The organism is Flavobacterium saliperosum (assembly GCF_900100625.1).
GTDB classification, from domain to species: Bacteria; Bacteroidota; Bacteroidia; order Flavobacteriales; family Flavobacteriaceae; genus Flavobacterium; species Flavobacterium saliperosum.
Genome location: NZ_FMTY01000002.1, coordinates 432,046 through 457,546, shown reverse-complemented (window position 1 = coordinate 457,546; position 25,501 = coordinate 432,046). Strand labels below are relative to the sequence as shown.

At 36.8% G+C, this 25,501-nt stretch carries 29 protein-coding genes, 1 tRNA gene and 1 other RNA gene; 18 read left to right on the top strand and 13 right to left on the bottom strand.

Annotated features, from left to right (window positions below; translation table 11 throughout):
- Window positions 1–47: 47 nt before the first annotated feature.
- From tsaE to BLQ05_RS05515, 6 genes are all read left to right on the top strand, one after another.
- Complete coding sequence (tsaE, locus tag BLQ05_RS05540; protein ID WP_023576712.1) at window positions 48–455, top strand: tRNA (adenosine(37)-N6)-threonylcarbamoyltransferase complex ATPase subunit type 1 TsaE; 408 nt, start codon at window positions 48–50, stop codon at window positions 453–455.
- Between the two features lie 53 nt (window positions 456–508).
- Entirely contained in the window at window positions 509–1,702 is a 1,194-nt protein-coding gene (locus tag BLQ05_RS05535; protein ID WP_023576711.1) for an alanine dehydrogenase, read from the top strand.
- A 47-nt stretch (window positions 1,703–1,749) separates the two neighbouring features.
- Window positions 1,750–2,124 carry a DUF4258 domain-containing protein gene (locus BLQ05_RS05530; protein WP_023576710.1) on the top strand — a complete coding sequence of 125 codons (375 nt, stop codon included), beginning with the start codon at window positions 1,750–1,752 and terminating at the stop codon, window positions 2,122–2,124.
- Window positions 2,125–2,206: 82 nt separating this feature from the next.
- Window positions 2,207–2,281 (top strand) — tRNA-Val (locus BLQ05_RS05525).
- Between the two features lie 47 nt (window positions 2,282–2,328).
- Window positions 2,329–2,580 carry a GIY-YIG nuclease family protein gene (locus tag BLQ05_RS05520; protein WP_035654591.1) on the top strand — a complete coding sequence of 84 codons (252 nt, stop codon included), beginning with the start codon at window positions 2,329–2,331 and terminating at the stop codon, window positions 2,578–2,580.
- 319 nt (window positions 2,581–2,899) lie between these two features.
- A complete protein-coding gene (locus BLQ05_RS05515; RefSeq protein WP_035654590.1) occupies window positions 2,900–3,169 on the top strand; it encodes a hypothetical protein in 270 nt (89 codons plus the stop codon).
- 35 nt (window positions 3,170–3,204) lie between these two features.
- Here the strand turns inward: BLQ05_RS05515 and BLQ05_RS05510 are convergent, their stop codons facing one another.
- Window positions 3,205–4,371 (bottom strand): proline dehydrogenase family protein, encoded by a 1,167-nt coding sequence (locus tag BLQ05_RS05510; RefSeq protein ID WP_023576707.1) that lies wholly within the window; start codon window positions 4,369–4,371, stop codon window positions 3,205–3,207.
- 96 nt (window positions 4,372–4,467) lie between these two features.
- Here BLQ05_RS05510 and aroB point away from each other — a divergent pair, with 96 nt between their 5' ends.
- The 4 genes from aroB (at window position 4,468) to BLQ05_RS05490 (ending at window position 8,682) form a co-directional block, all read left to right on the top strand.
- Window positions 4,468–5,535 carry a 3-dehydroquinate synthase gene (gene aroB / locus BLQ05_RS05505; RefSeq protein ID WP_035654589.1) on the top strand — a complete coding sequence of 356 codons (1,068 nt, stop codon included), beginning with the start codon at window positions 4,468–4,470 and terminating at the stop codon, window positions 5,533–5,535.
- A gap of 295 nt (window positions 5,536–5,830) precedes the next feature.
- Window positions 5,831–7,243: an arginine decarboxylase gene (locus BLQ05_RS05500; protein ID WP_023576705.1), complete on the top strand. Its 1,413-nt coding sequence runs from the start codon at window positions 5,831–5,833 to the stop codon at window positions 7,241–7,243.
- An 18-nt stretch (window positions 7,244–7,261) separates the two neighbouring features.
- Window positions 7,262–8,236 (top strand): deoxyhypusine synthase family protein, encoded by a 975-nt coding sequence (locus tag BLQ05_RS05495; protein WP_023576704.1) that lies wholly within the window; start codon window positions 7,262–7,264, stop codon window positions 8,234–8,236.
- An 86-nt stretch (window positions 8,237–8,322) separates the two neighbouring features.
- Complete coding sequence (locus tag BLQ05_RS05490) at window positions 8,323–8,682, top strand: hypothetical protein (protein ID WP_023576703.1); 360 nt, start codon at window positions 8,323–8,325, stop codon at window positions 8,680–8,682.
- A 45-nt stretch (window positions 8,683–8,727) separates the two neighbouring features.
- Here BLQ05_RS05490 and BLQ05_RS05485 read toward each other — a convergent pair whose 3' ends face one another.
- The 3 genes from BLQ05_RS05485 to BLQ05_RS05475 form a co-directional block, all read right to left on the bottom strand.
- The gene (locus BLQ05_RS05485; RefSeq protein ID WP_023576702.1) at window positions 8,728–9,252 is read right to left on the bottom strand and encodes a DinB family protein; all 525 of its coding nucleotides are present in this window, start codon (window positions 9,250–9,252) and stop codon (window positions 8,728–8,730) included.
- Window positions 9,253–9,331: 79 nt separating this feature from the next.
- Complete coding sequence (locus tag BLQ05_RS05480; RefSeq protein WP_023576701.1) at window positions 9,332–9,811, bottom strand: Lrp/AsnC family transcriptional regulator; 480 nt, start codon at window positions 9,809–9,811, stop codon at window positions 9,332–9,334.
- A gap of 86 nt (window positions 9,812–9,897) precedes the next feature.
- Window positions 9,898–11,052: a M14 family metallopeptidase gene (locus BLQ05_RS05475; protein WP_023576700.1), complete on the bottom strand. Its 1,155-nt coding sequence runs from the start codon at window positions 11,050–11,052 to the stop codon at window positions 9,898–9,900.
- Between the two features lie 314 nt (window positions 11,053–11,366).
- Between BLQ05_RS05475 and BLQ05_RS05470 the strand changes: the two genes are divergently transcribed.
- Window positions 11,367–11,855 carry a helix-turn-helix domain-containing protein gene (locus BLQ05_RS05470; protein WP_035654588.1) on the top strand — a complete coding sequence of 163 codons (489 nt, stop codon included), beginning with the start codon at window positions 11,367–11,369 and terminating at the stop codon, window positions 11,853–11,855.
- Window positions 11,856–11,901: 46 nt separating this feature from the next.
- Here BLQ05_RS05470 and BLQ05_RS05465 read toward each other — a convergent pair whose 3' ends face one another.
- Together BLQ05_RS05465 and BLQ05_RS05460 are read right to left on the bottom strand one after the other, a co-directional pair.
- Complete coding sequence (locus BLQ05_RS05465) at window positions 11,902–12,939, bottom strand: lipoprotein precursor (protein WP_023576698.1); 1,038 nt, start codon at window positions 12,937–12,939, stop codon at window positions 11,902–11,904.
- Between the two features lie 65 nt (window positions 12,940–13,004).
- Complete coding sequence (locus BLQ05_RS05460; protein WP_035654587.1) at window positions 13,005–13,565, bottom strand: 1-acyl-sn-glycerol-3-phosphate acyltransferase; 561 nt, start codon at window positions 13,563–13,565, stop codon at window positions 13,005–13,007.
- Between the two features lie 57 nt (window positions 13,566–13,622).
- Here BLQ05_RS05460 and BLQ05_RS05455 point away from each other — a divergent pair, with 57 nt between their 5' ends.
- Window positions 13,623–14,285: a spermidine synthase gene (locus BLQ05_RS05455; protein WP_023576696.1), complete on the top strand. Its 663-nt coding sequence runs from the start codon at window positions 13,623–13,625 to the stop codon at window positions 14,283–14,285.
- A gap of 1 nt (window position 14,286) precedes the next feature.
- Here the strand turns inward: BLQ05_RS05455 and kdsB are convergent, their stop codons facing one another.
- Window positions 14,287–15,012: a 3-deoxy-manno-octulosonate cytidylyltransferase gene (gene kdsB / locus BLQ05_RS05450; RefSeq protein WP_023576695.1), complete on the bottom strand. Its 726-nt coding sequence runs from the start codon at window positions 15,010–15,012 to the stop codon at window positions 14,287–14,289.
- 300 nt (window positions 15,013–15,312) lie between these two features.
- A complete protein-coding gene (locus BLQ05_RS05445) occupies window positions 15,313–16,734 on the bottom strand; it encodes an ATP-dependent DNA helicase (protein ID WP_023576694.1) in 1,422 nt (473 codons plus the stop codon).
- Between the two features lie 235 nt (window positions 16,735–16,969).
- On the opposite strand from BLQ05_RS05445, the gene BLQ05_RS05440 reads away from it, so the two are divergent.
- A complete protein-coding gene (locus tag BLQ05_RS05440; RefSeq protein WP_035654586.1) occupies window positions 16,970–17,776 on the top strand; it encodes a DUF3822 family protein in 807 nt (268 codons plus the stop codon).
- Window positions 17,773–18,357, top strand: a complete 585-nt coding sequence (rsmD, locus tag BLQ05_RS05435) for a 16S rRNA (guanine(966)-N(2))-methyltransferase RsmD (protein WP_023576693.1) — start codon at window positions 17,773–17,775, stop codon at window positions 18,355–18,357. Before BLQ05_RS05440 ends, rsmD begins: the two co-directional genes overlap by 4 nt.
- On the opposite strand, the gene BLQ05_RS05430 is transcribed toward rsmD, so the two are convergent.
- Together BLQ05_RS05430 and rnpB are read right to left on the bottom strand one after the other, a co-directional pair.
- Window positions 18,354–18,812 carry a hypothetical protein gene (locus tag BLQ05_RS05430; RefSeq protein WP_023576692.1) on the bottom strand — a complete coding sequence of 153 codons (459 nt, stop codon included), beginning with the start codon at window positions 18,810–18,812 and terminating at the stop codon, window positions 18,354–18,356. The genes rsmD and BLQ05_RS05430 overlap by 4 nt on opposite strands.
- 20 nt (window positions 18,813–18,832) lie before the next feature.
- An RNA gene (gene rnpB / locus BLQ05_RS05425) (RNase P RNA component class A) lies at window positions 18,833–19,159 on the bottom strand.
- A gap of 123 nt (window positions 19,160–19,282) precedes the next feature.
- Between rnpB and BLQ05_RS05420 the strand changes: the two genes are divergently transcribed.
- From BLQ05_RS05420 to BLQ05_RS05405, 4 genes are all read left to right on the top strand, one after another.
- Complete coding sequence (locus BLQ05_RS05420) at window positions 19,283–19,591, top strand: hypothetical protein (RefSeq protein WP_023576691.1); 309 nt, start codon at window positions 19,283–19,285, stop codon at window positions 19,589–19,591.
- A 68-nt stretch (window positions 19,592–19,659) separates the two neighbouring features.
- Window positions 19,660–19,962, top strand: a complete 303-nt coding sequence (locus BLQ05_RS05415) for a hypothetical protein (protein ID WP_023576690.1) — start codon at window positions 19,660–19,662, stop codon at window positions 19,960–19,962.
- An 85-nt stretch (window positions 19,963–20,047) separates the two neighbouring features.
- Window positions 20,048–21,133: a DNA polymerase III subunit gamma/tau gene (dnaX, locus tag BLQ05_RS05410; protein WP_023576689.1), complete on the top strand. Its 1,086-nt coding sequence runs from the start codon at window positions 20,048–20,050 to the stop codon at window positions 21,131–21,133.
- A 92-nt stretch (window positions 21,134–21,225) separates the two neighbouring features.
- Window positions 21,226–21,822, top strand: a complete 597-nt coding sequence (locus BLQ05_RS05405; RefSeq protein WP_023576688.1) for a hypothetical protein — start codon at window positions 21,226–21,228, stop codon at window positions 21,820–21,822.
- Between the two features lie 125 nt (window positions 21,823–21,947).
- Here the strand turns inward: BLQ05_RS05405 and BLQ05_RS05400 are convergent, their stop codons facing one another.
- Genes BLQ05_RS05400 through BLQ05_RS05390 form a run of 3 tightly spaced genes read right to left on the bottom strand, consistent with a single transcriptional unit; the run spans window position 21,948 to window position 25,484 of the window.
- A complete protein-coding gene (locus BLQ05_RS05400) occupies window positions 21,948–22,838 on the bottom strand; it encodes a Ppx/GppA phosphatase family protein (protein WP_023576687.1) in 891 nt (296 codons plus the stop codon).
- A gap of 46 nt (window positions 22,839–22,884) precedes the next feature.
- Window positions 22,885–24,999 carry a polyphosphate kinase 1 gene (gene ppk1 / locus BLQ05_RS05395; protein WP_035654585.1) on the bottom strand — a complete coding sequence of 705 codons (2,115 nt, stop codon included), beginning with the start codon at window positions 24,997–24,999 and terminating at the stop codon, window positions 22,885–22,887.
- Complete coding sequence (locus BLQ05_RS05390) at window positions 24,996–25,484, bottom strand: SixA phosphatase family protein (protein WP_023576685.1); 489 nt, start codon at window positions 25,482–25,484, stop codon at window positions 24,996–24,998. The genes ppk1 and BLQ05_RS05390 overlap by 4 nt, the downstream gene beginning before the upstream one ends.
- Window positions 25,485–25,501: the final 17 nt, after the last annotated feature.

Below are 25,501 nucleotides of genomic sequence, written 5' to 3'. Positions count from 1 at the left end.
TATTTGAATTGTAAAATTCTTACAATCAAATAAAAGCCGGTTTAGTTATGGAAATAACGTTCACTCTTGAAGAGATTCAGGATGTAGTAAAACAGATATTTGCCCACAGTATAAAAAAAGTAGTTGTTTTCCACGCCGATATGGGTGTGGGAAAAACTACACTGATAAAAGCTTTAGTCCATTATCTCGGGGTTAAAGACATGGCCTCCAGCCCTACTTTTTCATTGGTTAACGAATATAAGGCTGCCAACGGGGATATCATTTATCATTTTGATTTGTATCGCCTGAATTCGGAGGAAGAAGCTTACGATATGGGTATCGACGAATATTTTTATTCCGTGCACTGGTGCTTCATTGAATGGCCGGAAAAAACACCAAACCTGATTCCGTTAGATCATACGGCAATACACATCAAATTATTACCTAATGGGAAACGTCATTTGACCGTTAAATGATATTGTATTTTGTCAAAATTTCGTAATTTGTACTCAATTCACACAACTAAAGCATGTCGATAACACCTTTTTCAAAACACCAACTGCTTCCGCAGGAAGAAAAGCTGGAAATAGCAAAACACAAGAGCGAGCTTTTCATAGGAATTCCAAAAGAAACCTCCTATCAGGAACGTCGTATCTGTCTTACTCCTGACGCAGTAAATTCATTGACTTCCCACGGTCACAGAGTGCTAATGGAAACGAGTGCAGGTGAAAGTTCAAGTTATTCAGACAAAGAATACAGTGATGCCGGTGCAGAAATTACAACCGATACCAAAAAGGTATTCAGTTGTCCGATGATTCTAAAAGTGGAACCGCCTACACTAGATGAAATCGAAATGATGAATCCGCAAACGATACTGATTTCCGCCATTCAATTAAAAACACAAAAGAAAGCCTATTTCGAAGCCTTGGCCACCAAGCGCATTACCGCTTTGGCTTTCGAATTCATAAAAGACGAAGACGGCTCCTACCCGGCTGTAAAATCACTAAGTGAAATTGCGGGAACCGCATCGATTTTAATTGCATCCGAATTGATGATTAATCAATCGATCGGAAAAGGACTGTTGTTTGGAAATATTACAGGCGTTCGTCCTACGGAAGTTGTTATTTTAGGTGCCGGAACAGTAGCCGAATATGCCGCCAGAACCGCAATCGGGCTGGGAGCGACAGTGAAAGTTTTTGATAATTCCATAACAAAAATGCGTCGTCTGCAGAATATGCTGAACCAACGTATTTTCACTTCAACCATACAGGAAAAATCGTTATTGAAAGCCTTACGCCGTTGTGATGTGGCTATCGGTGCTATGCGCGGAAAAAACCGAACGCCGGTTGTGGTAACCGAAACAATGGTGGAGCATATGAAAAAAGGTGCTGTAATTGTGGATGTAAGTATCGATACCGGAGGCTGTTTTGAAACGTCAGAAGTTACCACACATGAAAAACCCACTTTCATTAAGAGTAATGTGATTCATTATTGTGTCCCTAATATACCATCGCGTTATTCCAAAACAGCTTCGATGTCAATCAGTAACATCATCACTCCTTCCCTGCTTAAAATAGCCGATGATGGCGGATTGGAAAGCGCCATCCGTTGCGACAGGGGGTTAAAAAACGGTGTCTATTTCTATCACGGAATTTTAACCAATAAGTCCATAGCGGATTGGTTTAATATTTCCTACCGAGACATAAACCTGATTGTATTTTAGTTGGCAGTAGTCAATAGTTTGTTTACTTTTGCAGCAAATTATTTACCATGAAATTTGTACATCGTTTAGCATATTATCTTTTCGGACTGCTTTTAGGCGGTATGTTTTTAGTGTTTTTCTTCCAAAAAAAGAAAACCGAATTCTGTTATATGCCAAATTGCAGGGTTTTGAAAGATTTACGAAGCAAACCCATAAGTTATTCCAAAGAAGCGGAAGCCAAATTCAACGAAAAATGGGTAACCATTGAAGATGTCAAAAATTGTTTAGAACACGGTGATGTGGATTTCGATAATAGCAATAAACCTTACGAAAACGGTAAGCTGTACATCATAGAAGGCAAAAACACTAAAAATGAAGACATTACTGTAGAAATGGTCAATTACAGCGAAAGAGTGATGCTTAAAGACATAAAAAAACAGTAAAAAAGTTTGTAAAACTCTTGCGAAATCAAATTCCTGATGTATATTTGCACTCGCAATCAGAAACAACTGAAAGCATGTATTGGGGCGATTAGCTCAGCTGGTTCAGAGCACCTCGTTTACACCGAGGGGGTCGGGGGTTCGAACCCCTCATCGCCCACAAAATACTCCTTAAGCAATTAAGGAGTTTTTTTTGTTATATAGTTCATGGAATTTATAGTTTGCATACTTTTTAGCGAAACTAAAAATCGCTATTATATTGGTTTTATTTCTAATTTGGAGGAAAGAATAGTTCGACACAATCAAAAAAGCAAAGGTTTTACAGGTAATGTAAATGATTGGAAAATTGTTTTTACCGAAAAGCACGAAACGAAAGAACAAGCTCAGCAAAGAGAATTACAAATTAAATCTTGGAAAAGTAGAAGTAAAATTCAGGAATTGATAGTGAAACAATATTAGCTTGACTGTTACAGAGCATCCCGATTTTATCGGGAGCGGTCGAGGGTTCGAACCCCTCATCGCCCATAAAACTCCTTAAGAAATTAAGGAGTTTTTTTTATCCTTTTTTGAAGTTCAAGAACAGGTTCCTTTTACATTTGGTCTTTTCATGTTAGTGTGGAAAGCTTTCCATTTTCCCTGTCCTGGTTTACGTGATTAGCGTTATGAGATTTCTCCTTTGTCGGAATGATAATAAAGACTTCATATGCTTTTAGACCGCTTCATTCTTGCACACTATTTCAAACATATTTTCGTTAGTAGTTAAACTCGAATCCTATTCATGAAAAAAAGAGCCTTCCAACTCGCTGTAATTAACAGCTTTCTTATATCTCAGTTTCTTTTCTTTATTGACGAGGGTAATTACAATTTCCGATGGATGACCAATATGGGTAATTGGCTGATATTTTTGATTTACCTCGCTTTAATTACCGGAATTCTTTTTCTTATAAACGTAGGTCTCGGTAAAATAAAAACCAATGAAAATATCATTTTAGGAGTCAACTTGATTGTTTTTCCAACGCTGTTACTGGTGATATTCTATAATCTGTAAAATAAAAACTCCGAAATAATTCGGAGTTTTTTATTTTATAATTTTCTTCTTTTCTTTTCGGTTTCCAAAAGTATCAGTTCCCTACCGGTTTGTCCTGCCACAGATGTATTCTCTTCAGCACGTCGGATGAGATACGGCATAACATCACGAACCGGTCCGAACGGAAGGTATTTTGCTACATTATAACCGTTTTCCGCTAAATTGTAACTGATATTGTCACTCATTCCGTATAACTGTCCAAACCAAATGCGGTTGTCGTTTTTTGAAATGCCTTTTTGTTGCATCAGTTCCATTAATTTGTAGGAGCTTGCTTCATTATGAGTACCTTCAAAAATAGCCATTTTTTCGATGTTGTCCATCATGTAGGCGATACAGGTATCGTAATTCTTATCAGTAGCTTCTTTAGATTCACAAATTGGGTTTTTGTAGCCTTTTGCAGCAGCTCTTTCTCCCTCTTTTTCCATATAAGCACCGCGAACTACTTTCATCCCGATATAAAAACCTTCTGTTTTAGCAGTTTCATGAAGTTTTTTCAGGAAATCCATACGATCCCAACGGTACATTTGTAACGTATTAAAAATCAAAGCCTTTTGCTTATTGTATTTACGCATCATCTCGGTAACTAAATCATCAGCAGCATCCTGCATCCAGCTTTCTTCAGCATCTATCAATAACATTACGTCTTTTTCAAAAGCAGTTTTACAGATCGTTTCAAAACGGGCTACTACTCTATTCCATTCTTCTTTTTCATTTTCAGTCAGTTCCGCTTTTGCACCCACTTTTTCATATAAAGCAATACGTCCCAATCCGGTAGGTTTGAATACTGCAAAAGGAATGGCTTCTTTAGCTTTGGCAAATTCGATGGTTTTCAGGGTCATTTCCAAAGCAGCATCAAACTGCGCTTCTTCTTCTTTTCCTTCAACGGAATAATCCAAAACCGAAGAAACTTTTTTAGTGTACATTTTGTCGACTACCTTAAGGCAATCGTTTTCGCTTACGCCACCACAAAAATGATCAAAAACGGTCATGCGGATTAAACCTTCAACCGGAAGATGAAAATTTAAAGCGAAATTGGTTAATGAAGTTCCTATTTTTACTAAGGAGGGGTTTCCAATCAGTTTGAAAAGGAAATGGGCTCTGTTTAATTCCCTGTTGTTTTTTAAAGAGAATGCGACCTGGGTGTTGTTAAATATCTTTTCCATTGTTTATTTATAAATCGGCTTACAAATATACGCAGGGTTTGAGAATAATTGATAAAAAATGCCTTATTTTGCTCTTCCATTATCAATACTTTAAAAATGCAGATTATAAACGCCAACGGATATTCAGTTTATTTTAATGACGCTATTTACACCTATCTGAGCCAAACGCTCCATCCGGAAGCTTATTCTAAAGTATTTGTATTGGTTGACAGTAAAACTAGCGAGTGTTGTTTGCCCAATTTTCTTGCGAATGTCGCAACCGAAGTTTCGATGGAAATCATTGAATTTGAAGCTGGTGAGCATTTTAAAAATATTGAAACCTGTTTCGAGATCTGGTCGGCGTTAACGGAACTTGGCGGTGACCGAAAAAGCATTATCATTAATCTTGGCGGTGGCGTCGTAACGGATTTGGGCGGCTTTGTGGCTTCCACTTACAAACGAGGCATCGAATACATTAATGTTCCCACTACGCTTTTAGCAATGGTGGATGCTTCCATTGGTGGTAAAAACGGGGTGGATTTGGGTAATCTGAAGAATCAAATCGGAACCATAACAACTCCGAAAGCCGTTTTAATCGACAGCACCTTTTTAGCCACTTTACCCGCAAACGAAATGCGTTCGGGATTGGCGGAAATGCTGAAGCACGGATTGATTCAGGATGAAGCATATTGGATAAAATTAAAAGATCTAAATAATTTAAGTACAGAGGATTTGGATATTTTAATTCATGAATCCATTCAAATAAAAAACAATGTGGTTTCCCAGGATCCGACTGAAAACGGCATACGAAAAGCATTGAATTTCGGACATACGTTAGGTCACGCCATTGAAAGTTATTTTTTGGAAAATGATATCAAAACACCTTTACTTCACGGAGAAGCAATCGCTGTCGGAATGGTTTTGGAAAGTTATTTATCCTTTGAAAAGGAATTAATTAGCAAGGATGACTATTTCGACATAAAATCGGTGATTCATGATTTGTTCGGGAAAATCGAATTCAGTCAAAAAGACATTGAAGAAATCATCAAATTACTTATTCACGACAAGAAAAATGAGTTCGGAAAAGTGCAATTCGCGTTGCTTGACGGAATCGGTAATGTGAAAATTAACCAATTCGTTCCGAATGAGCTGATTTTTAAGGCTTTTGAAGATTATAAAAACTAATATTTTTTTATAAATTTTCTTTTAAATACGCTTTAATATTTTTTACATTTGTCGGAATGAAAAAAACGCAGAATACACAGTTCCGTTCTAATAGTAACCACAGTGAAAGCAATTTGTTGTCAGGGATTCAACGTATTGTATTTTCTGTGAGAAGTATTCAGAATTTTGACGTTTTGGAATTCCCCAATCCACTGCACGATGAGCTGCAGATAATATACGCAAATATTAGGGTTTGAAAATCAGTTGTTATTAGGAAAAAAATAGTAATTTTATAATCTAACAACTTATTATTCAGATGAATACTAAATATTACGACTTAATTAACCAAACTTTCTACTTTCCTCAAGAAGAATTTACTTTAAATAAAGACAATCTGCAATTTCACGGTATCGACTTAATGAAATTGGTAGAGCAATACGGCACACCTTTAAAATTCACATATTTACCGAAAATTTCCGAAAACATCAACAAAGCCAAAATGTGGTTTAGAAATGCAATGGAAAAACACGGTTATGAAGCGAAGTATTTTTACTGCTATTGTACTAAGAGTTCGCATTTTGAATTCATTTTAAACGAGGCTTTAAAAAACAACATTCATATTGAAACTTCTTCGGCATTCGACATTGATATTGTGGAGCGCTTGATGGAAGAAGGGAAAATCAACAAAAACACCTATGTGGTTTGCAATGGTTTTAAACGTGATCAGTATGTTATCAATATCGCCCGTTTAATTAACAACGGACACAAGAATACCATTCCCGTAATCGACAATTTTGAAGAACTCGATTTGTTACAGGAGCAAATTGAAGGTAAATTCAAAATAGGAATTCGTATTGCTGCCGAGGAAGAGCCAAAATTTGAGTTCTATACCTCACGTTTGGGAATCGGTTATAAAGACATCGTTCCTTTCTATCGCAAACAAATCCAGGATAATAAGAAAGTTGAGTTAAAAATGCTCCACTTCTTCATTAATGCAGGTATTCGTGACACGGCTTACTATTGGAACGAGTTATTGAAATGTATGAAAGTGTACATCGCTTTAAAAAAAGAATGTCCTTCCTTAGACAGCTTGAACATTGGCGGCGGTTTCCCTATCAAAAATTCATTGGCATTTGAATACGATTACCAATATATGGTTGATGAGATTTTGAATCAAATCAAAATTGCCTGTGACGAAGCCGAAGTTCCCGTTCCTCATATTTTTACGGAATTTGGTTCATTCACTGTAGGTGAAGCCGGTGGAGCGATTTATCAGGTTTTGTATCAGAAGAAGCAAAATGACCGTGAAAACTGGAACATGATTGATTCTTCATTCATCACTACCCTACCTGACACTTGGGCTATCAACAAACGTTTCGTTATGATGGCTGTTAACCGATGGAATGACACTTATGAACGTGTACTTTTAGGCGGATTAACCTGTGATGGTGACGATTACTACAATTCAGAGCAACACATGAATGCCGTTTACCTTCCTAAATACAATAAAGAAAAACCTTTGTATATTGGTTTCTTTAATACCGGAGCCTATCAGGAAACAATCGGTGGTTTTGGAGGTTTGAGCCATTGTATTTTACCACAGCCTAAACACATCCTGATCGATAAAGATAAAAACGGAATTTTTGCGACTGAAGTTTTTTCAGAACAACAAAAAGTCGAAGAAGTTTTAGAGATTTTAGGATACAATAAGAAAAAATCAAATTTATAATAGAAATACAAAATAGCGATGAGTAAAGGACCTATCAGTCAGTTTATAGAGAAACATTATCTTCATTTTAACTCGGCAGCATTAGTAGATGCGGCAAAAGGGTATGAAGAGCATTTGCTGGACAACGGAAAAATGATGATTACACTTGCCGGTGCGATGAGTACTGCAGAGCTTGGAAAATCATTAGCTGAAATGATTCGTCAGGATAAAGTTCAGATTATTTCTTGTACAGGAGCCAATCTTGAAGAAGATATCATGAACCTTGTTGCACACCATTCGTATAAAAGAGTACCGAATTACCGTGATTTGAGTCCGCAGGAAGAATGGGATTTGTTAGAAAATCACTACAATCGCGTTACGGATACTTGTATTCCGGAAGAAGAAGCTTTCCGTCGTTTGCAATCGCATTTATTTGATATTTGGAATAATGCCGATTCAAAAGGAGAACGTTATTTTCCACATGAATTCATGTACCAAATGATTAATTCAGGTGTATTGGAGCAATACTATGAAATCGATCCTAAAGATTCATGGATGGTTGCTGCAGCCGAGAAAAACTTACCAATTGTAGTTCCGGGATGGGAAGACAGTACCATGGGGAATATTTTCTCTTCGTATTGTATCAAAGGAGAATTCAAAGCCACTACAATGAAAAGCGGAATTGAATACATGATGTGGTTGGCCGACTGGTATCCAAAAAACTGCGCAGGAAAAGGAATCGGATTCTTCCAGATTGGTGGAGGAATTGCAGGTGACTTCCCTATTTGCGTTGTACCGATGTTATATCAGGATATGGAAATGCACGATATTCCGTTCTGGAGTTATTTCTGTCAGATTTCTGATTCGACAACAAGCTACGGTTCGTATTCCGGAGCTGTTCCGAATGAAAAAATCACTTGGGGAAAATTGGACATTACAACTCCGAAATTCATTGTAGAATCTGATGCTACGATTGTGGCACCATTGATTTTTGCTTATGTTTTAGGGTGGTAATTTTTTTCAAAAAAGATTATTTTTTATTTGAAAAATACAAATTAGGATATTACATTTGACCACATACAAAGATTAAACCACAACGAATGAAAAGAGTAATTGTAGATTACGCTAAGTTAACGAATGAAATCTTAACCCTTTTGGTTGAGAAGTTTCCTGACGGATATGACGATTCAGACATTGTCCGTTTTAAAAACGCTAAGAATGAGACTATTGAAGCAGTGGAAGTTCGCACAGAAGACACTATCTACTTAGTGAAAGTGAGTACAAAATTAGCAGACAGAATTGAGAATTTTGATGAAGACGATGACGACATCGAAGCAGAAGATTCATTGGATGCATTGAAAGAATTGGATATTGAAGATGATTCTGATGATGATGCGGATGAAGATACTGACGAAGCAACGGAAGAACCCGGTGACGAAGATGATGCTGACGAAGACTAATCAAAAAAACATAAGTAAAAAAGGAACTCAAATGAGTTCCTTTTTTTATAAATACCGTTCTCTGAAAACTTTCATGTGATGGTTCTGATGACCAATAGTGACAAATCCTAAAGCTCGAACCGACATTACATTTTCTGAAGCGATTCCTTTTTTCAGCAGATCCTCCTCCGTAAAACTTTTAAAAAGAGTAATAGTGGCATGGCGTACAGCAGTAAGCTCAGTTAAAATTTCCTTTAAATGACGTCTGTTTGCGGTTGGATTAACTACATCTGCATAACTGTTTTCATCAAAACCCGGTAAAGGAGTCTGATCGTTTCTTGAAAATCGTAATGCTCTATAGACAAACACACGTTCTGCATCAATAATATGCTGAAGAATTTCTTTTATGGTCCACTTCCCTTCCGCATAGCGGTAATCAAATTTATCCATTGGTATATCCTGAACAAACTGAATGGTTTTATGCAAACTGATTTCCAATTCGTCAATTAATTCAACATCGGGTCCAATCGCATCAAGATACGTTTTGTAGTACGGAGCATATTCATCCGGTAAAAGTTGTGTAACGTTCATATAATTGTAAAGTGAGTTATTAGGTAAATTTAAAATAAAAAACCCGAAGCGTTAACTTCGGGTTTCATTTTTTATCGGATTACATATCCTTGAAAATCGTGTGCATCAAACGTTTCTTATCGTTGATACTTTCTTCAAGAGAAATCATGGTCTCGGTTCTGTATACACCATCGATATCGTCAATCATGTAAATAACCTCTTTTGCGTGTTTTGTATCTCTGGCTCTGATTTTACAGAAAATATTAAATTTTCCTGTCGTAACATGAGCTACAGTAACAAACGGAATTTCATTGATTCGCTCTAAAACGAATTTTGTTTGTGAAGTATTATGCAGAAAAACACCCACATATGCAATAAAAGAATAGCCTAATTTTTCATAGTCTAAAGTTAAAGACGAACCCTGAATAATTCCTGCATCTTCCATTTTTTTCACACGAACGTGAACTGTTCCAGCTGAAATCAACAATTTCTTTGCAATATCAGTAAAAGGAACTCTTGTGTTGTCTATCAACATATCTAATATCTGATGATCAACTTCATCCAAACGAAACTTACTCATAATTAAATTTATCTATCTATTTATTTTAATAAAAGTCAAAATTAAGAATAATAAATTAATTATTTAGCAATAAAACAATTAATTTGTTATTTTTTTAGCAATCCGTTAACAATTTTATTATGCATACCTATAATAAAACTGGCTTCCGAATCCATCTCAGGCATTTTATCTTTTTGATTTTCAAATAATTGTCCCTGAAAATCATAGGTATAATGTCCAAAATATCCCTCCAACCCTTCTATCTGTCTGATAGTTGCTTTAAAAACAATCGCATCATCCAAAAGAATTTCGTTGTAATGGGCTGCAAAAGTAATACTTTTTTCAAAACCATCAAGTATTACTTTGACATTTTTATAAATAAAGTCATAAAAAACAGGATTATTTTGAGGAATATTAAAATAATCGATTGTTTTATTGACAAGAATATCGTTTTTAGACATAGAAAATAATGCCGACAGATACGAAATGAATATCATTTTTCGTGTGGTTTCACGCTCGTAATCGTTTTTAAAATGACCCGCTTCAAAAAGAATCGTTGGCACACCTAACGATTGAAACATATCCCCTATACAATTAATGTTAAACGAATCGTCAAAACGTCCAACCTGATTGGGAATGAAATCTTGTAGAACCAAATTCATCGCAGCAATAATGTTAATAGCCCTTTGTCTAACCTCATTAACCGATCTTGCTTCATTATAAGATGGCGCCAAAAATGAAACCGTTGCAGGATTATCAGTGTTTCCGGCTGCAAAAATTGATCGCTGATCGTGAAGATTAAAACAAAAATCCGGTTTAAATTCATCAAAAACACTTCGCAGCACTTTACTTTCCGGCTGTGACAGGTTTACCGAATCGCGATTCAAGTCAATATCATTGGCATTTACACGTGTATATGCTTCCGCTCCATCAGGGTTTAAGATGGGTATACATAATAAGGTAAAAGTTTTTTTTAATTCCGTTGCGGTTTTATCTTTTGAAGACAGGAAATGAAATAAATCAAAAAGTGCTTTGGTAGTTGTGGATTCGTTCCCGTGCATTTGCGACCACATGTAAATTTTTATTTTTCCTGTTCCGAATTTAACAGCATAAATTGGTTTTTCCTTAACCGACTTCCCAATTACCGAAACTGCAAAATCAGAATTCAGTTTTTCTAAAATGGGTTCGATATGCTTGTTCGTAATGTATCTTCCAAAAAGATTTTGCTCTTTATGTTTTTCGGTTATCGTATTAAAATTCATGTTTACAATTTTCTATTTACAAAAGTAAACATCTTATTTTTTACATTTGTAAACATAAATTAGCATCTGTTTGTTTATTCATGTAAACGGATTTCAACTCCTTCCTTACCCTTTACATATACTGGGTTTTACTTTAATTTACTTTTGTTAATAAAGTAATTTAAATATCTTATTTTCAGGGATTTAATGTGATTTAATTGAAGTCTTAGTGTTGGTTAAAATTGCCTTTTACGCTTATTTACATCTTTAAAATTGGATTTTCAATCTCTTTTGTTTACATTTGTAATATCAATCTTTATTCATAACTATTTACAATGGTAAACACAGAAGATTTTGTAAAAAGACTAGAAATTATACTCGATTATTATGGATTATCCGCCTCCGGATTTGCCGATAGAATTGGTGTGCAGCGTTCCAGTTTATCTCACCTACTCTCTGGGAGAAACAAACCTAGCTTGGATTTCATTTTGAAAATAATTGAAGTATTCCCTGAAGTGGATTTGTATTGGATTTTGAACGGAAAGGGAAATTTTCCGAAAAGTGAACCAAACGAAAAATCGGTTTCAATTCCGAATACAACTCCTTCTCTGTTTTCGGAAAACAAAACCGAAGATATAAAATCTGAAAACCAACCCGATTTATTTTCTACCGAACCTGCTGTAGAAAAAAATCGCGTATTTGAAAATCCCGGAGAAAATTTTTCAAATACGCGAATTTTGGAACATGTTAAAAATGACTCCGATATTGACCGCATTGTCATTTTTTATAAAAACGGAACTTTTGAGACATTCCATCAAAAGTAACCCCAACCTGAACAAATTCAAATTGGGGTTTCTAATTAACCAATGTTTATTTCCTAACTAAATAAACCGCTGTAACACCAGCTTCAATTCTGCTTGAAGTGGGAGCATAATCGCCATTTGATGTCGGCAAACTAAATGTAAGCACCTGTCCTCCTCCATTTAATCGTTCTGCAACATAAATATTTTTTGAAACGTTGTCATATGCCACATCCACGGGATTACCTAAAAGAGAAGTTGGACCATACACTCTGATTTGATTACCTGTTGTAATTGTCCCCATGTTAGCCGTTGCCATAAAAACACTTGAAAAATTATTTATGATTACTAATCCGCCATCAGTTGCGGAAGTGGCGCTACCTACATCGGTTAAAATCATTCGGTTATCCGCTGCGGAAAAAGTAATGCCATGGGTACGCACCAAACCTTCTATGACAACTCTTTTGGATGGTGTGATATTTCCACTGGGATTACTGAAGAAATTATTGAAAACGACAATGTCACTCGTTAAATCGGCAACTGCATACAAGTCTGAACCTTCAATATGAATTCCCCATACTTTAAAATCAACAGTATAAGTATTCATCAGATTAAAACTACTGGCTGTTTTTTGGTATACCAAAATCTTATTGATATTACCGTTTGCCGTATTTTGGTCCTGAGTTACAATTACTTTATCATCGATAACCGCAATTTCCCTGGCATTGTTAAAGTCGGAAGTACTTGAAAACGCCAACATAAGATTATCCGTTCCGGAAATGATGGAGTTTCGCAAACCCAAGTAGGATTCCAATCGGTTATTGGTTCTTGAGGCTAGTACTATCTGGTCTTTTCCGCTGTCGAAGAAAATTCCATCAGAATCGAGTCCGCTTACACTGACTGATTTCACAATAGGTGAAGCTGCCAATAAATCTGAAAAAGTAACTTTTCCACTCGTATTGCTTGAGGTAACCAATTTAAGTTCCCTTGCAGGTGTTGGTGTTGCATCAACAGGAGGCGGATTTTCCGAAACAAGTGCTGCATCATCGTTATTGCAGGCAGTTAATAAAAATGAGGCTAAAGCACAAGCGATTAAGAAATTTTTCATAAGTGTGGTTATTAGGATTAATAACTTCATTTACGAAAAATACCAGCTTATGGTTTTAAAAAAAACTAATCTTTTTCCGGGTTGTAACTAAAGTGCGGGATTTTACCTGTCACTCCGATGAAATTTTTTTCTAAAATTTTAAAATCGGCATCCTTATTTCCTGTTGGCCAGAAGGGTTCGGAAAGGCGGACTTCTTTTTTACCCCAATCAAATGCTACAGGAATAATGGGTACGTTCGCTTTAATTGCGATATAATAGAAACCGGTTTTCCACTCGGTTACTTTTTTTCGGGTTCCTTCCGGAGCAATGGCCAAACGAAAAACTTCCCGTGTTTCAAATACTTTAGCAATAGCATCAACCTTATTTTCGTTTTTCTTACGGTCTAAAGGCGCACCGCCCATCCATTTAAAATAGGTCCCGAAAGGAAAACGGAATAATTCTTTTTTGGCTACAAAATTCATATCCAAGCCCAATATTCCGCGAGTAAAAAGACCTAAATAAAAGTCATGCCAACTGGTGTGTGGGACAACAATCATTACACATTTTTTAATTTCCGGCGAAATCGTGCCGATGATTTTCCAACCCATTAATCGGAAGAATATAAACTTGTAGAGAATTTGCTTCATTATGAAAAATTTGCTTCAAAAATAGCATTATATTTACGAATAGAAATGCGAAGTGCGATGATTAAAAAGATTCTGAGTTATTTTATTCCCATAAATATACACCAAAAAAATTCCGAAATCAATAAAAGTCTCGAGGTTACCTGGGCTAACGGGCAATTGGTTTTGGATTCAAAAAACACCAATTATTCCTATGGGAGTTTGCAACGGATTCTTCGTAAAGGTTTGCATTATATTGGTTTTGAACGCATTCGTGGATTTAAAAACGTTTTGGTTTTAGGTGTTGCCGGCGGAAGTGTAATCAAAACGTTAGTAGACGAAATTAAATTCAAAGGGCAGATTACCGGCGTGGAACTGGACGCAAATGTCATAGAAATTGCCAATAATTACTTCGGTTTAAACGAAATTCCAAATCTGGAAATCGTGATTGATGATGCGTTTGAATTCGTTTTAAAAACCAAAACCAAATACGATCTGATTATCATTGACATCTTTCAGGATACCAAAATGCCTAACTTTTTGTTTGAAGATTTTTTCATCAACAGAATCAACTTTTTACTTAATGTAAACGGCTTTATACTTTTCAATACGATGACATTAAACAAAAAAGACAAAGACCGCAATTTAAGTTACCGTTCTCGTTTTGACGAAAATTATTCGGTGCGGATGTATCCGAAAGTGGAAGATCACAACGAATTGTTTACGATTAAAAAGTTGAAGTGATTTAAAGTAGTTTTCTCGCCTTTTGCAAATCTTCCAAAGTATCGATTCCAATACTTCCGTGGTCGGTTTCCACCATTCGGATGCGTTTTCCGTATTCTAAATAGCGGAGTTGTTCCAGTTTTTCGGAAGCTTCCAGCGATAACATCGGTAAACGGTAAAAATCCATTAATGCTTCTTTTCTAAAAGCGTAAATTCCGATGTGTTTCATATAACGAACACCTACATTTTCCTCTCTTGGGTACGGAATCACCGAACGTGAAAAATACAAGGCGAATCCCTGTTGGTCAACGATTACCTTTACGCTATTCGGATTTTCAATTTCGGATTTGTCTTTGATTTCAAACATTAAGGAAGCCAAATCGACTTTTTTATCGGCATCATTTCTGAAGATTTCAATAACCTGTTCCAACGGTTTTTTGTTGATAAACGGTTCATCACCCTGAACATTGATAACAATGTCAACATCCATGTTTTCAACGGCTTCCGCAATTCGGTCACTGCCTGATTCGTGTTCTTTGATACTCATAATGGCTTTTCCTCCGTTGCTTACAATTTCGTTGTAAATCAGATCGGAATCGGTCACCACGAAAACATCATCGAATAATTTGGTTTCCATTGCGGCTTCATACGTTCTAAGTATTACGGTTTTATCTCCTAAATCCTGCATCAGTTTGGCAGGAAATCGTGTGGAAGCATAGCGTGCGGGAATTACGGCGATTATTTTCATTTTTTTTTGAGTTGCTGAGTTACAAAGTGGCTAAGTTACTGAGTTTTCTTTAAAGTTGCAGAGTGACTAAGTTTCTGAGTTTTTTCTTTTGTCACAAAGACACTAAGAATCAAAGTTTTATTTATTGAGATACACAAGTTTCTTTGAAAGTTGCTGAGTTACTAAGCCTCTGAGTTTTTTTGAAAAAAGTACTGAGGTTATCAAAAACTTTGCGGAATTTTTCTTTATCCCTTCCTCAAATTTTCTTGTCTCTTGTCTCTTGTTTCTTGTCTCTTGTTTCTTGTTTCTTGTCTCTATTCTCTAACTCTCAAAACTCTCCTCTTTAAATCCAATCAGATACAATTTATCTTTCGCACGGGTAATCGCTGTATAGAGCCAACGAATGTAATCCCGGTCAATGCCTTCCGGCAAGTAAGGTTGCTCAATAAAAACGGTATTCCATTGCCCTCCCTGCGATTTGTGACAAGTGATGGCGTAGGAAAATTTCACCTGAAGTGCATTGAAATATTCGTTGTTTTTTACCTTTTGCAGCATTCGGTATTTGCTGGTTTCGTCTTCATAATCTTTCATCACTTCCTGATACAAAAGATTCGACTGTTCGTAAGTCAGTGATGGAGATTCACTCGTTAAGGTGTCTAAAATCAAAACGGTTTCAAGCGGAATCTGGTCCGGATAATCGACCATTCGGATTTTTACTTTGGCGAACCGGAAGCCGTACAATTCTACAAATCGGAAGATTTCCAACACTTCGATAATGTCGCCATTGGCAATAAAACCGGCTTCATCACTGTCCTTCATCCAAAAGTAATTGTTCTTCACCACCATCAGGAAATCACCTGTTGAAAGCTCACTTTCCTTGTCCAGAATTTTCATCCGGATTTGTTGGTTGTATTGGTTGGCGCGCTTGTTGGAACGCACAATAAAACACGTATCTTCAATACTGTAATTGGAATACGCGCTGTGAATCGCATCCTGAATATCATAACCGTCCGTTAAGCGAACGATGTCTTTAAATCCTTTCAACTGAAACTGAAACGTATCGATAAATTGGGATTTCAATACTTCCCGTAATTCGGTAGCATTGAACAAAATCCCTGATTTCTCCGCCTGACGCATTACTTCATCCAACTCAATATGAGGGACTTCCATGTTGTAATTCATAGAAAGCTTGTTCATATCCAAGGCCGGACTCACATCCATGCCCACCGGTGGTAACTGTGCTGTGTCTCCCACCAAAATCATCTTGCAATTGTGTCCGGAATAGATGTACATAATCAAATCGTCCAACAACGAACCGTTCTCGTACATGCTCGATTCTGTAGGCGAATCTGAAATCATCGACGCTTCATCGACAATGAAAATCGTATTTTTGAACTTATTCGGCTGCATCGTAAAAGTCACTCCGCCTCCACTCTTTTTAGGAAAATAAATGCGTTTGTGAATGGTATGGGCCGGTTTGTTGGAATAATTGGCAATCACTTTTGCCGCACGACCGGTTGGCGCCAGTAAAACATACTTTTTATTGATCTCTTTCAGCTGATTGACTATAGTGGAAATCACCGTGGTTTTTCCGGTACCCGCATACCCTTTCAATACAAATATCTCATCCTGATTTTCATTGGTGGTAAACTCGGCTATCTGTTGAAAAAAAATATCCTGTTTGGCCGTCGTCTGAAAAGGGAAATTCTGTTTGAGTAAGGAATAAAACTTGGCTGAAATCATTTATTATTTAATTTTTGGAGCAAAACTTTGGGCGTGAATTAATCCATTTTCCTGCTTTCCGTTGCAATAACTTTATCAAAGTTTGAACTTTGCTAAAGTCATTTCCACTACAATCAGGGCTAAAAGAAAACTTTTGGCTTCTTTTAAGCGGATTTCAAAGATAACAAGGAATTTAAACACAATCCCGGTTTCAGTAGGAAAAAAAATGTAAATTTGCCGTAATCGGATTTAACGTATGACTACAGCTACAATCGCTTCAAAAAATTATAAAAAACTATCACTTCAGGTGGCGCTTAACGGGCTTTCTTTTTGTGTTTTTGATACTTTGAACGAAAGAGTACTGGATTTACAGGAAGTGAAATTCAATTATACACAATCGTTAGAAGACCAATTGTGGCGCACATTTGTAGATTTCCCAGCGTTAACAAAACCCTACGACGAAATTGTGGTTTTGCACGATAACAATTTCAACGCCTTTGTTCCTAAAGCCCTTTTTGACGAAAATTACCTCGGAAGTTACCTGCAATACAATACCAAAGTTTTCGAAACCGACTTCTTTACCTACGATGAAATGGACACTTATCAGATGATCAATGTTCATGTTCCGTTTGTGAATGTCAATAATTTTCTGATTGATCAGTTCGGTTCTTTTGAGTATAAAAACGTGAATACGGTTTTGGTTTCCAAAGTGTTGAGTTTGTCAAGAAATAAATTCGATAAAGAAGTTTTTGTTCACTTTCAAGATACTCATTTTGAAATAATTATTGCGCATAACTTAAAGTTATTATTATATAATTCATTCGAATACAAAACGCCGGAAGATTTCGTTTACTATTTGCTTTTTACCTTTGAACAATTACAGTTAAACCCGGAAACCATTTCGGTTTTTCTGTTGGGTAAAATTTCTGAAAACCATCCGTGTTTTGAAATCGCCTACCGCTATGTTCGCAACATTTCATTATTATTCACTTCAAATTTAGAAATGCAATATTCGCTTTCAGAGGCTGAAGTTTTACAACATTATATCCTACTGAATTCATGAGAATAATTTCCGGAAAATATAAAGGAAGACGCATCAGTCCGCCAAAAAACCTGCCTGTTCGTCCTACTACGGATATGTCTAAAGAAGCCTTGTTTAATATTTTAAACAACCACTTCAATTTCAGTGAATTGAAAGTATTGGATTTGTTTGCCGGTACCGGAAACATTAGTTACGAGTTTGCTTCCCGCGGTTGTGAACCCATCACCAGTGTTGACGGCGACATGGGGTGTATCAATTTCATCAGAAAAACAGCTCAGGAATTCGACTTTGATATTACACCTATTAAAAGTGATGTTTTCAAATTTCTGGAAAAAAGCAAAGGAAGTTACGACATTATTTTTGCCGATCCTCCTTATGGAATGGAGCAAAAAGAGTTTGAAAAAGTTATCCAATTGGTTTTTGAAAACGAATTACTGGAAGAAGACGGCATGATGGTGGTTGAACATTCCAAACACACCAAACTCAGTCACATGGATAACTTTTCTTTCGACAGAAATTACGGTGGTTCGGTTTTTTCCTTCTTTGAATTTGAACAAAGTGAGGAAGAAATGGAAGAGGAAGAAGATGAAACGGACAGTTAATACAAGTCCAATTCTGTAATTAAATTATTTTTAAAAGATACGGAAACCATTTCCTGATCGTCTGAAGTAAATTCCATTTCATATTCTACTTCATCATCAGTATAAAAACTGATATCATCTAAAACGTAACCTTTTGATAAATCAATGCTTTTTTCAGGGTATTTACTGTTCAGTCCGTTTTGAACATCTGCAGTAATACTGTTTAAGTTATCAATGATTTTGTATGCGGAATCCAGTAAACCTGAATTGGGACAGTTTACATCTCCTTCGATTGTTATCGTAGTTTCGGATTTATCGTTATTGATGTTGGTTAAAATCGCATTCCAAAAGAAAAATTCGTCTTTTTTTCTGTCGAATTCACAAGTCAGTTTACCTAATTTGGAATCATAAAAAACTTTAGTTTCGTTATCATTTGTTTTATTTCCGAAAAGACTTTTAAGAAAATCCAGTACCATGATTTTAAATTGAGAGTTAAAAAAAATGCAGACCTGTAAGCCGGATTCTGTATCAATCGAAATTGACCCTTATCATTTATCTAGATTATCCATTACTGAATAACTCAAGCTGCCTACCCTTCAACAACGGACGAGTCGCCCTTAAATGCTGATATACTTGGCATTTCACCGCATAGAGTTTACCTGGTTTCACTACAGCATTACCTGTACATACTTTCTGTTGCACTTGTCCTCGCCTCTCGACGGACGGGCGTTACCCGCTATGCTACTCTGTGGTGTCCGGACTTTCCTCCCTCCCGATTTCCCGATAGCTATCGGGACGGAACGACGATAAGGCGGTCTGCGGTGCAAACTTACGATAAATAATTGGCCAAAATTATTTTTTAAAGAAACACTTTAACATTAGTTTCTGCAAAAAGCGTTTATAAAAATCGTAAATTTAATATCCCTAAATCAATATTTTTCAAATCATGGTACATACATATAACTACGCGAGTGTTTCTAAGGCTTTACAGGAACTCAAAGAATTGGGTTTTGTCTTTGATTTCAATATAAATGACAGCGAATTTAAAAGCAATCCGCATGATTTTGAAATTGTGCATATTTATCGCTACGAAGGCGATTCCAATCCGGACGATGAAGCCACAGTTTACGGCATAAGATCCAAATCCAAATCCGATAAAAAAGGCGTCTTTGTGTCCGGTTACGCAGCGAATTCCGAAAGTGCTTCTGCTCGTTTTCTGATTGGTCTTTCCATTAAAGCAAGAAGAAGTCTGTAAGTTGAAATCATCCAAATCATCATTATATAGTCTCTTAAAATATCCGTTTAATCAAAAACTTGCACATTATGGCTCACACGTATCATTACGCAACGGTTTCCGAAGCTTTAGACGAATTGAATGAAAACGGATTTAATCATGATTTCAACATTCATGAAAATGAAATTGTATCCCATCCCGAAAACTTTGAAATTGTTCATATATACCGCTATGAGGGAGACACCAATCCGGATGACGAAGCAACCGTTTATGGCATTAAATCATTAAAGAACGGCAAAAAAGGTGTATTTGTAACTGGGTTTTCAGCAAATTCCGAAAGCGAAGCTGCCAGAATCCTGATTGATCTTTCCATAAAAAGAAACCAAAAATGATTTGTGAATAACTTTTCTTCAAATTAACGAATTGCCTAATCCCTAAATCAACAAATACTCTATATTTGTATTCCAATAAATTTCTATGGAACAATTCGTTGTATCAGCCCGTAAATACAGACCCCAAACGTTTAAGGACGTAGTTGGGCAACAGGCTATTACCAATACGTTACTGAATGCCATAGAAAGCAATCACCTTGCGCAGGCTTTGTTATTCACGGGTCCGCGTGGTGTTGGAAAAACGACTTGCGCACGTATCCTTGCCCGAAAAATTAATCAGGAAGGCTATGACGATCCGTATGAAGATTTTGCGTTCAACGTATTTGAATTGGATGCGGCTTCCAACAACTCGGTAGACGATATCCGTAACCTGATTGATCAGGTTCGCATCCCGCCACAAACCGGAAAATATAAGGTTTATATTATTGACGAGGTACACATGTTATCTCAGGCTGCTTTCAACGCTTTTCTGAAAACTTTGGAAGAGCCGCCACGTCATGCGATATTCATTTTGGCCACTACGGAAAAACACAAAATTATTCCAACGATTTTATCGCGTTGTCAGATATTTGACTTCAAACGAATTACCGTTAAAGACGCTAAGAATCATTTGGCAGAAGTAGCTGCGAGTCAGAATATTACTTTTGAAGACGATGCTTTGCATATTATAGCGCAAAAAGCCGATGGTGCGATGCGTGATGCGTTATCGATTTTTGACCGTGTGGTTTCCTTTTGCGGAAATAACTTAACACGTCAGGCGGTAACGGAAAATCTGAACGTACTTGATTTTGAATACTATGTTAAAGTGACCGATTTGATTCTGGAAAACAAAATTCCGGAATTGCTGTTGGCTTACAATGATATTTTAGCGAAAGGTTTTGACGGACATCATTTTGTTTCCGGATTGGCTTCGCATTTCAGAGATTTGTTGGTTTCTAAAAACCCAGCTACCTTGATTTTATTGGAAGCCGGAGAACACGCACAAAAATTGTATTACGATCAGGCGCAGAAAGCCTCACAGGAGTTTCTTTTACAAGGAATTACTGTTGCTAACGAATGTGATTTGAAATATAAAGTGTCGCAAAACCAACGTCTTTTGGTTGAACTTTGTTTAATGCAGCTTGCCTCTATCACTTTTGATGGAGAAAAAAAAAAGCTGAGTCCTTTATAATTCCGCCCACATATTATCGAAATTCCGGATATTCCATTACTGAAGTAAAACCTAAAGTTGCGCTTCCGGTTGAAAATACCCAATCAATTGCTGTGGAAAAGGAAATTCCGAATGCGGTTGAAATTTCAAACGACACTGTTGCTACTCCAAATGTTGTTGAAACTCAGCAAATAGTACTACCCGTTGCTCCGGAAATAAAACCGTTAGCAATATCGGAACCTACAAACGGAACCAAAGTTTCTGCTTTATCCTTAGCCAGTATAAAGGCTAAACGGGAATTAGAAGCATCTCAAAAAGCTACTGTCAGACATCACGACGAATTACCGAAAGAACCTTTCACAGAAACGGATATGTTACTGCAATGGACCAATTTTGCTCAGAAACTGAGTGATAAAGGCCAAAAAATTATGGCAACCTACATGCTTATCAACGATCCTACTTTGGAAGGAACTACCATAAAATTGGAGTTGCCCAACGAAGGTTCAAAAGTAGATTTTGATGCCAATAAAACGGAATTGCTAGGGTATTTACGCGGAAAATTGCACAACCACGACATAGTAATTGACGTGCATGTAAATGAAGTAACAGAAACAAAGTATGCTTTTACTCCGATTGAGAAATATGAGAAGTTAAAGTCGATTAATCCGGCAATGGAATTGTTGCGTAAGACTTTTGATTTGGATGTTTAAAAGAGTTATAAAGTGCCGAAGTAGCTAACTTACTGAGTCAAAATTAACCTTTATATCCTTCAAAGAAATTGAAAAATTTTATTTGAAATTTAAACTCAGCTACTTTGTCACTTTAAAACTTACAACTAAATCTTCCCATTATACATGGCTTTCACGATACCATCGGAAAGTCCGATTTTGGGAACATAGATGTTTCTGGCACCACTCCACTTCATCGCGTTTAGATATATGCGGAGTGCGTGGATGATTACGTCGGCGCGGTCGGTGTTTAAACCTAATTCGGCGATGCGTTGTTCGTAGCTTAATGCGTTCAATTTTTGGTATTCGGAATTCAGATAAATATAGGAAAGCGGTTTTTCCTGAGCTTTTCCGGATAATTTGAAAATCTTATTGATGTTTCCGCCTGAACCAATAAGCGTTATGTTTTCGTAGTCTTCAGTATTCGCTTTAATCCATTTTTCAATTTCCTGCCAAACTACGTCGTTTACCATATTGTTCAGCAAACGAACGGTTCCGTTTTTGAAGGATTTTGAAGCAATCATTTTCCCTTCCGAGAATAACGAAAATTCGGTACTACCACCTCCCACATCTACATACAAATAGGTTTGATCGGTTTTTATGAAGTGATGTAAATCGGATGAAGCAATAATAGCCGCTTCTTTTTTACCATCGATAATTTCAATTTTCACGTCGGCTTTTTTCTTGATGATTTCAGTAACCTCTTTTCCGTTATAAGCCTCACGCATAGCAGAAGTAGCGCACGCCATATAACGTTCCACTTTATATACTTTCATCAGTAATTTAAACGCTTTCATGGCATCAATCATACGGTCGACATTCTCTTCCGTAATTTCGCCAACCGTAAAAGCATCCTGTCCCAAACGAATTGGTACGCGGATTAAGGCACTTTTATTAAACTGCGTTTCTTTTCCGGGTTGCTCGATAATATTGGTAATAAGCAATCGCATGGCATTGGAACCAATATCAATTGCGGCATATTTTTTAATTGAAATCATTTAGGATTGATTCGTTTATTTTATTTTATTGGGCATTTGAACACCACTATATCTTTTCCGTAATTACTTCCAGTTTATCACAGTAATATTTATACATTTCATGTTGGGCACGGAACATTTTCTGGTCCGGTTGTTTTCGGTATTGATTATCCAGCTTTTCCGAATGCAGTCGGGCTTTTACATTTGCTTTCCAACCGATTTCAAAGGTTTCCAGCATTTCCTGTTTGATTTCCGGATCATAAATCGGACAACTCACCTCTACCCTTGCGTCTAAGTTTCGCGTCATAAAATCAGCCGATGAAATGTAAACATCCGGATTGCCGTCATTGGCAAAAATATAAACACGCGAATGCTCCAGGTAATTGTCTACAATACTGATGGCTTCGATGTTTTCACTCATCCCCGGAACACCCGGAATCAGGGAGCAAATACCTCTTATAATCAATTGTACTTTTACTCCGGCTCTACTGGCATCGTATAGTTTATCAATCATCTTAAAGTCAGACAAGCTATTCATTTTCAACTTGATATAAGCTTCTCTTCCCGCCTGGGCATGTAAAATTTCCCTTTCAATCAGCTTATAAAATTTGGAACGCGTATAATGTGGTGAAACCAATAAATGTTTGTAACGATAGACGCGGTAGTTCACATCAAAAAACTCGAAAATCTTCGAAACATCACGCATAATCTGAACGTGACTTGTAAATAAAGTAACATCAGTGTAGACTTTTGCGGTACCTTCATTGAAATTTCCGGTGGAAATGATGCCGTAACGTTTCACCTTGCCTTCTTCCATCCGCTCAATTACACAAATCTTGCTGTGTACTTTCAATCCTTTTACCCCAAAAATCAGCTCGATTCCTTCCGTTTGCATCATTTCGGCATAGGAAATATTACTGGCTTCATCAAAACGGGCCTGCAATTCAATCTGTACCACCACTTTTTTACCGTTTTTGGCGGCATTGATAAGCGAACTGATGATTTGTGAGTTCTTTGCCAGACGATACAAGGTAATCTTAATGGAAACCACTTTAGGGTCCAAAGCCGCTTCACGAAGAAACTTAATGATGTATGAGAACGACTGATAAGGGGCGTTTACCAGATAATCTTTGTCTTTTATTTTTTCAAGGATACTGCCTTCCAGATTGAGTCCGACTACCGGAAGCGGTGTGTTTTGTTTGGTTAGCAAGTCATAACGACCTAAGTTTGGAAAATCCATGTAATCACGACGGTTATGATAACGTCCGCCGGGTATTAAACTGTCGGTTGCATCGATTCCCATTCGGGTCAGGAAGAATGCCAGGGTATCTTTCTCAATGGACTGATCGTAAACAAAACGTACGGGTTCCCCTATTCGTCGGTCTTTCACACTCGAAGAAATCTTTTCCATGAAACTTTTGTTCAAATCGGCATCGATATCCAATTCGGCATCACGGGTAATTTTTATCATGTGGGCCGAAATGCTTTCATAATCGAAAATATTGAAAATACTGTCGAGATTATCACGGATTACATCGTCTAAAAGAATGATGTATTGTTTGTCGGTACTCGATGGAAGCACCACAAATCGGTTGATGGTTTTTGGGATTTCGATAACGGCATAACGCACTTCTTTCTTCTGAATGATTTTGGAAAGAATGGTGTTTTGCGGTTTGGATTTCATTACCAATTTCACTGCCAGATAGCCCGAAGTGTCTTTCAACAACGGGAATTCATCCAAATCGTTAAGGATAATGGTTACCAATTCCGGACCCACTTTCTGAATAAAGAAATCATGAATGAACTTTTTTTGTTCCTTATTGATTTCCCGCTCGTTAATGATGAAAATGTTTTCCTTTTCCAGCATTTTTTCGATAACGCTCAGAATACGTAAACTTTCCGATTGTTGTTCGATAACGATTTCGGTAATGTCTTTCAGTAATTGTTCTGCAGTGATGCCTCCGAGGATTTTTTCTCCGGAAATTCCTTCCGAATTCAAACGACGGATTGCCGCATAACGTACACGGAAAAATTCATCCAGGTTATTGGAAAAAATTCCTAAAAAACGTAATCGGTCTAATAATGGAACTGTCTCATCTGCAGCTTCCTGAAGTACTCTGGCATTAAAGGCAAGCCAACTTTTTTCTCTGTCAATGTATTTGTTTTCCTGCGTAATACTCATGATTTTAATTGTCTGGGAAAAATCGTCTTGAGAATTTTTCCCTTTTGTATGTTTTTCCAATCTTCTTCTTCAAACTTTAACGAGACAAATCCCGAAGTGGGAACATTGTCTATGTAACAATCTCCAAATTTATTAACAAAATTTGTTATTGCCTCATTATGTCCGAAAAGAATTAGGTTATCATACCTGTTTTCGCAGTCTTTTATGGATTTTTCTAAACTTCTTTCGTCAAAAGTGTATAAATCCTCTTTATATATTATTGTTTCCAGCGGAATAGAAAGGTTTTGTGCATAAATCATTGCGGTTTCTTTGGCTCTTTTGGCCGGACTACTCCAAACGATAAATGTTTTGGGTAAATAACCATCGACGGCATTGGAAGTGATGTGTGCATCACCAATACCTCTTTTAGATAACGGTCTGTCAATATCTTTTAAAGGAGCATCCCAGCTTGATTTGGCATGACGAATGAGAATCAGATTTTTCATAATCCTTAATTTATACT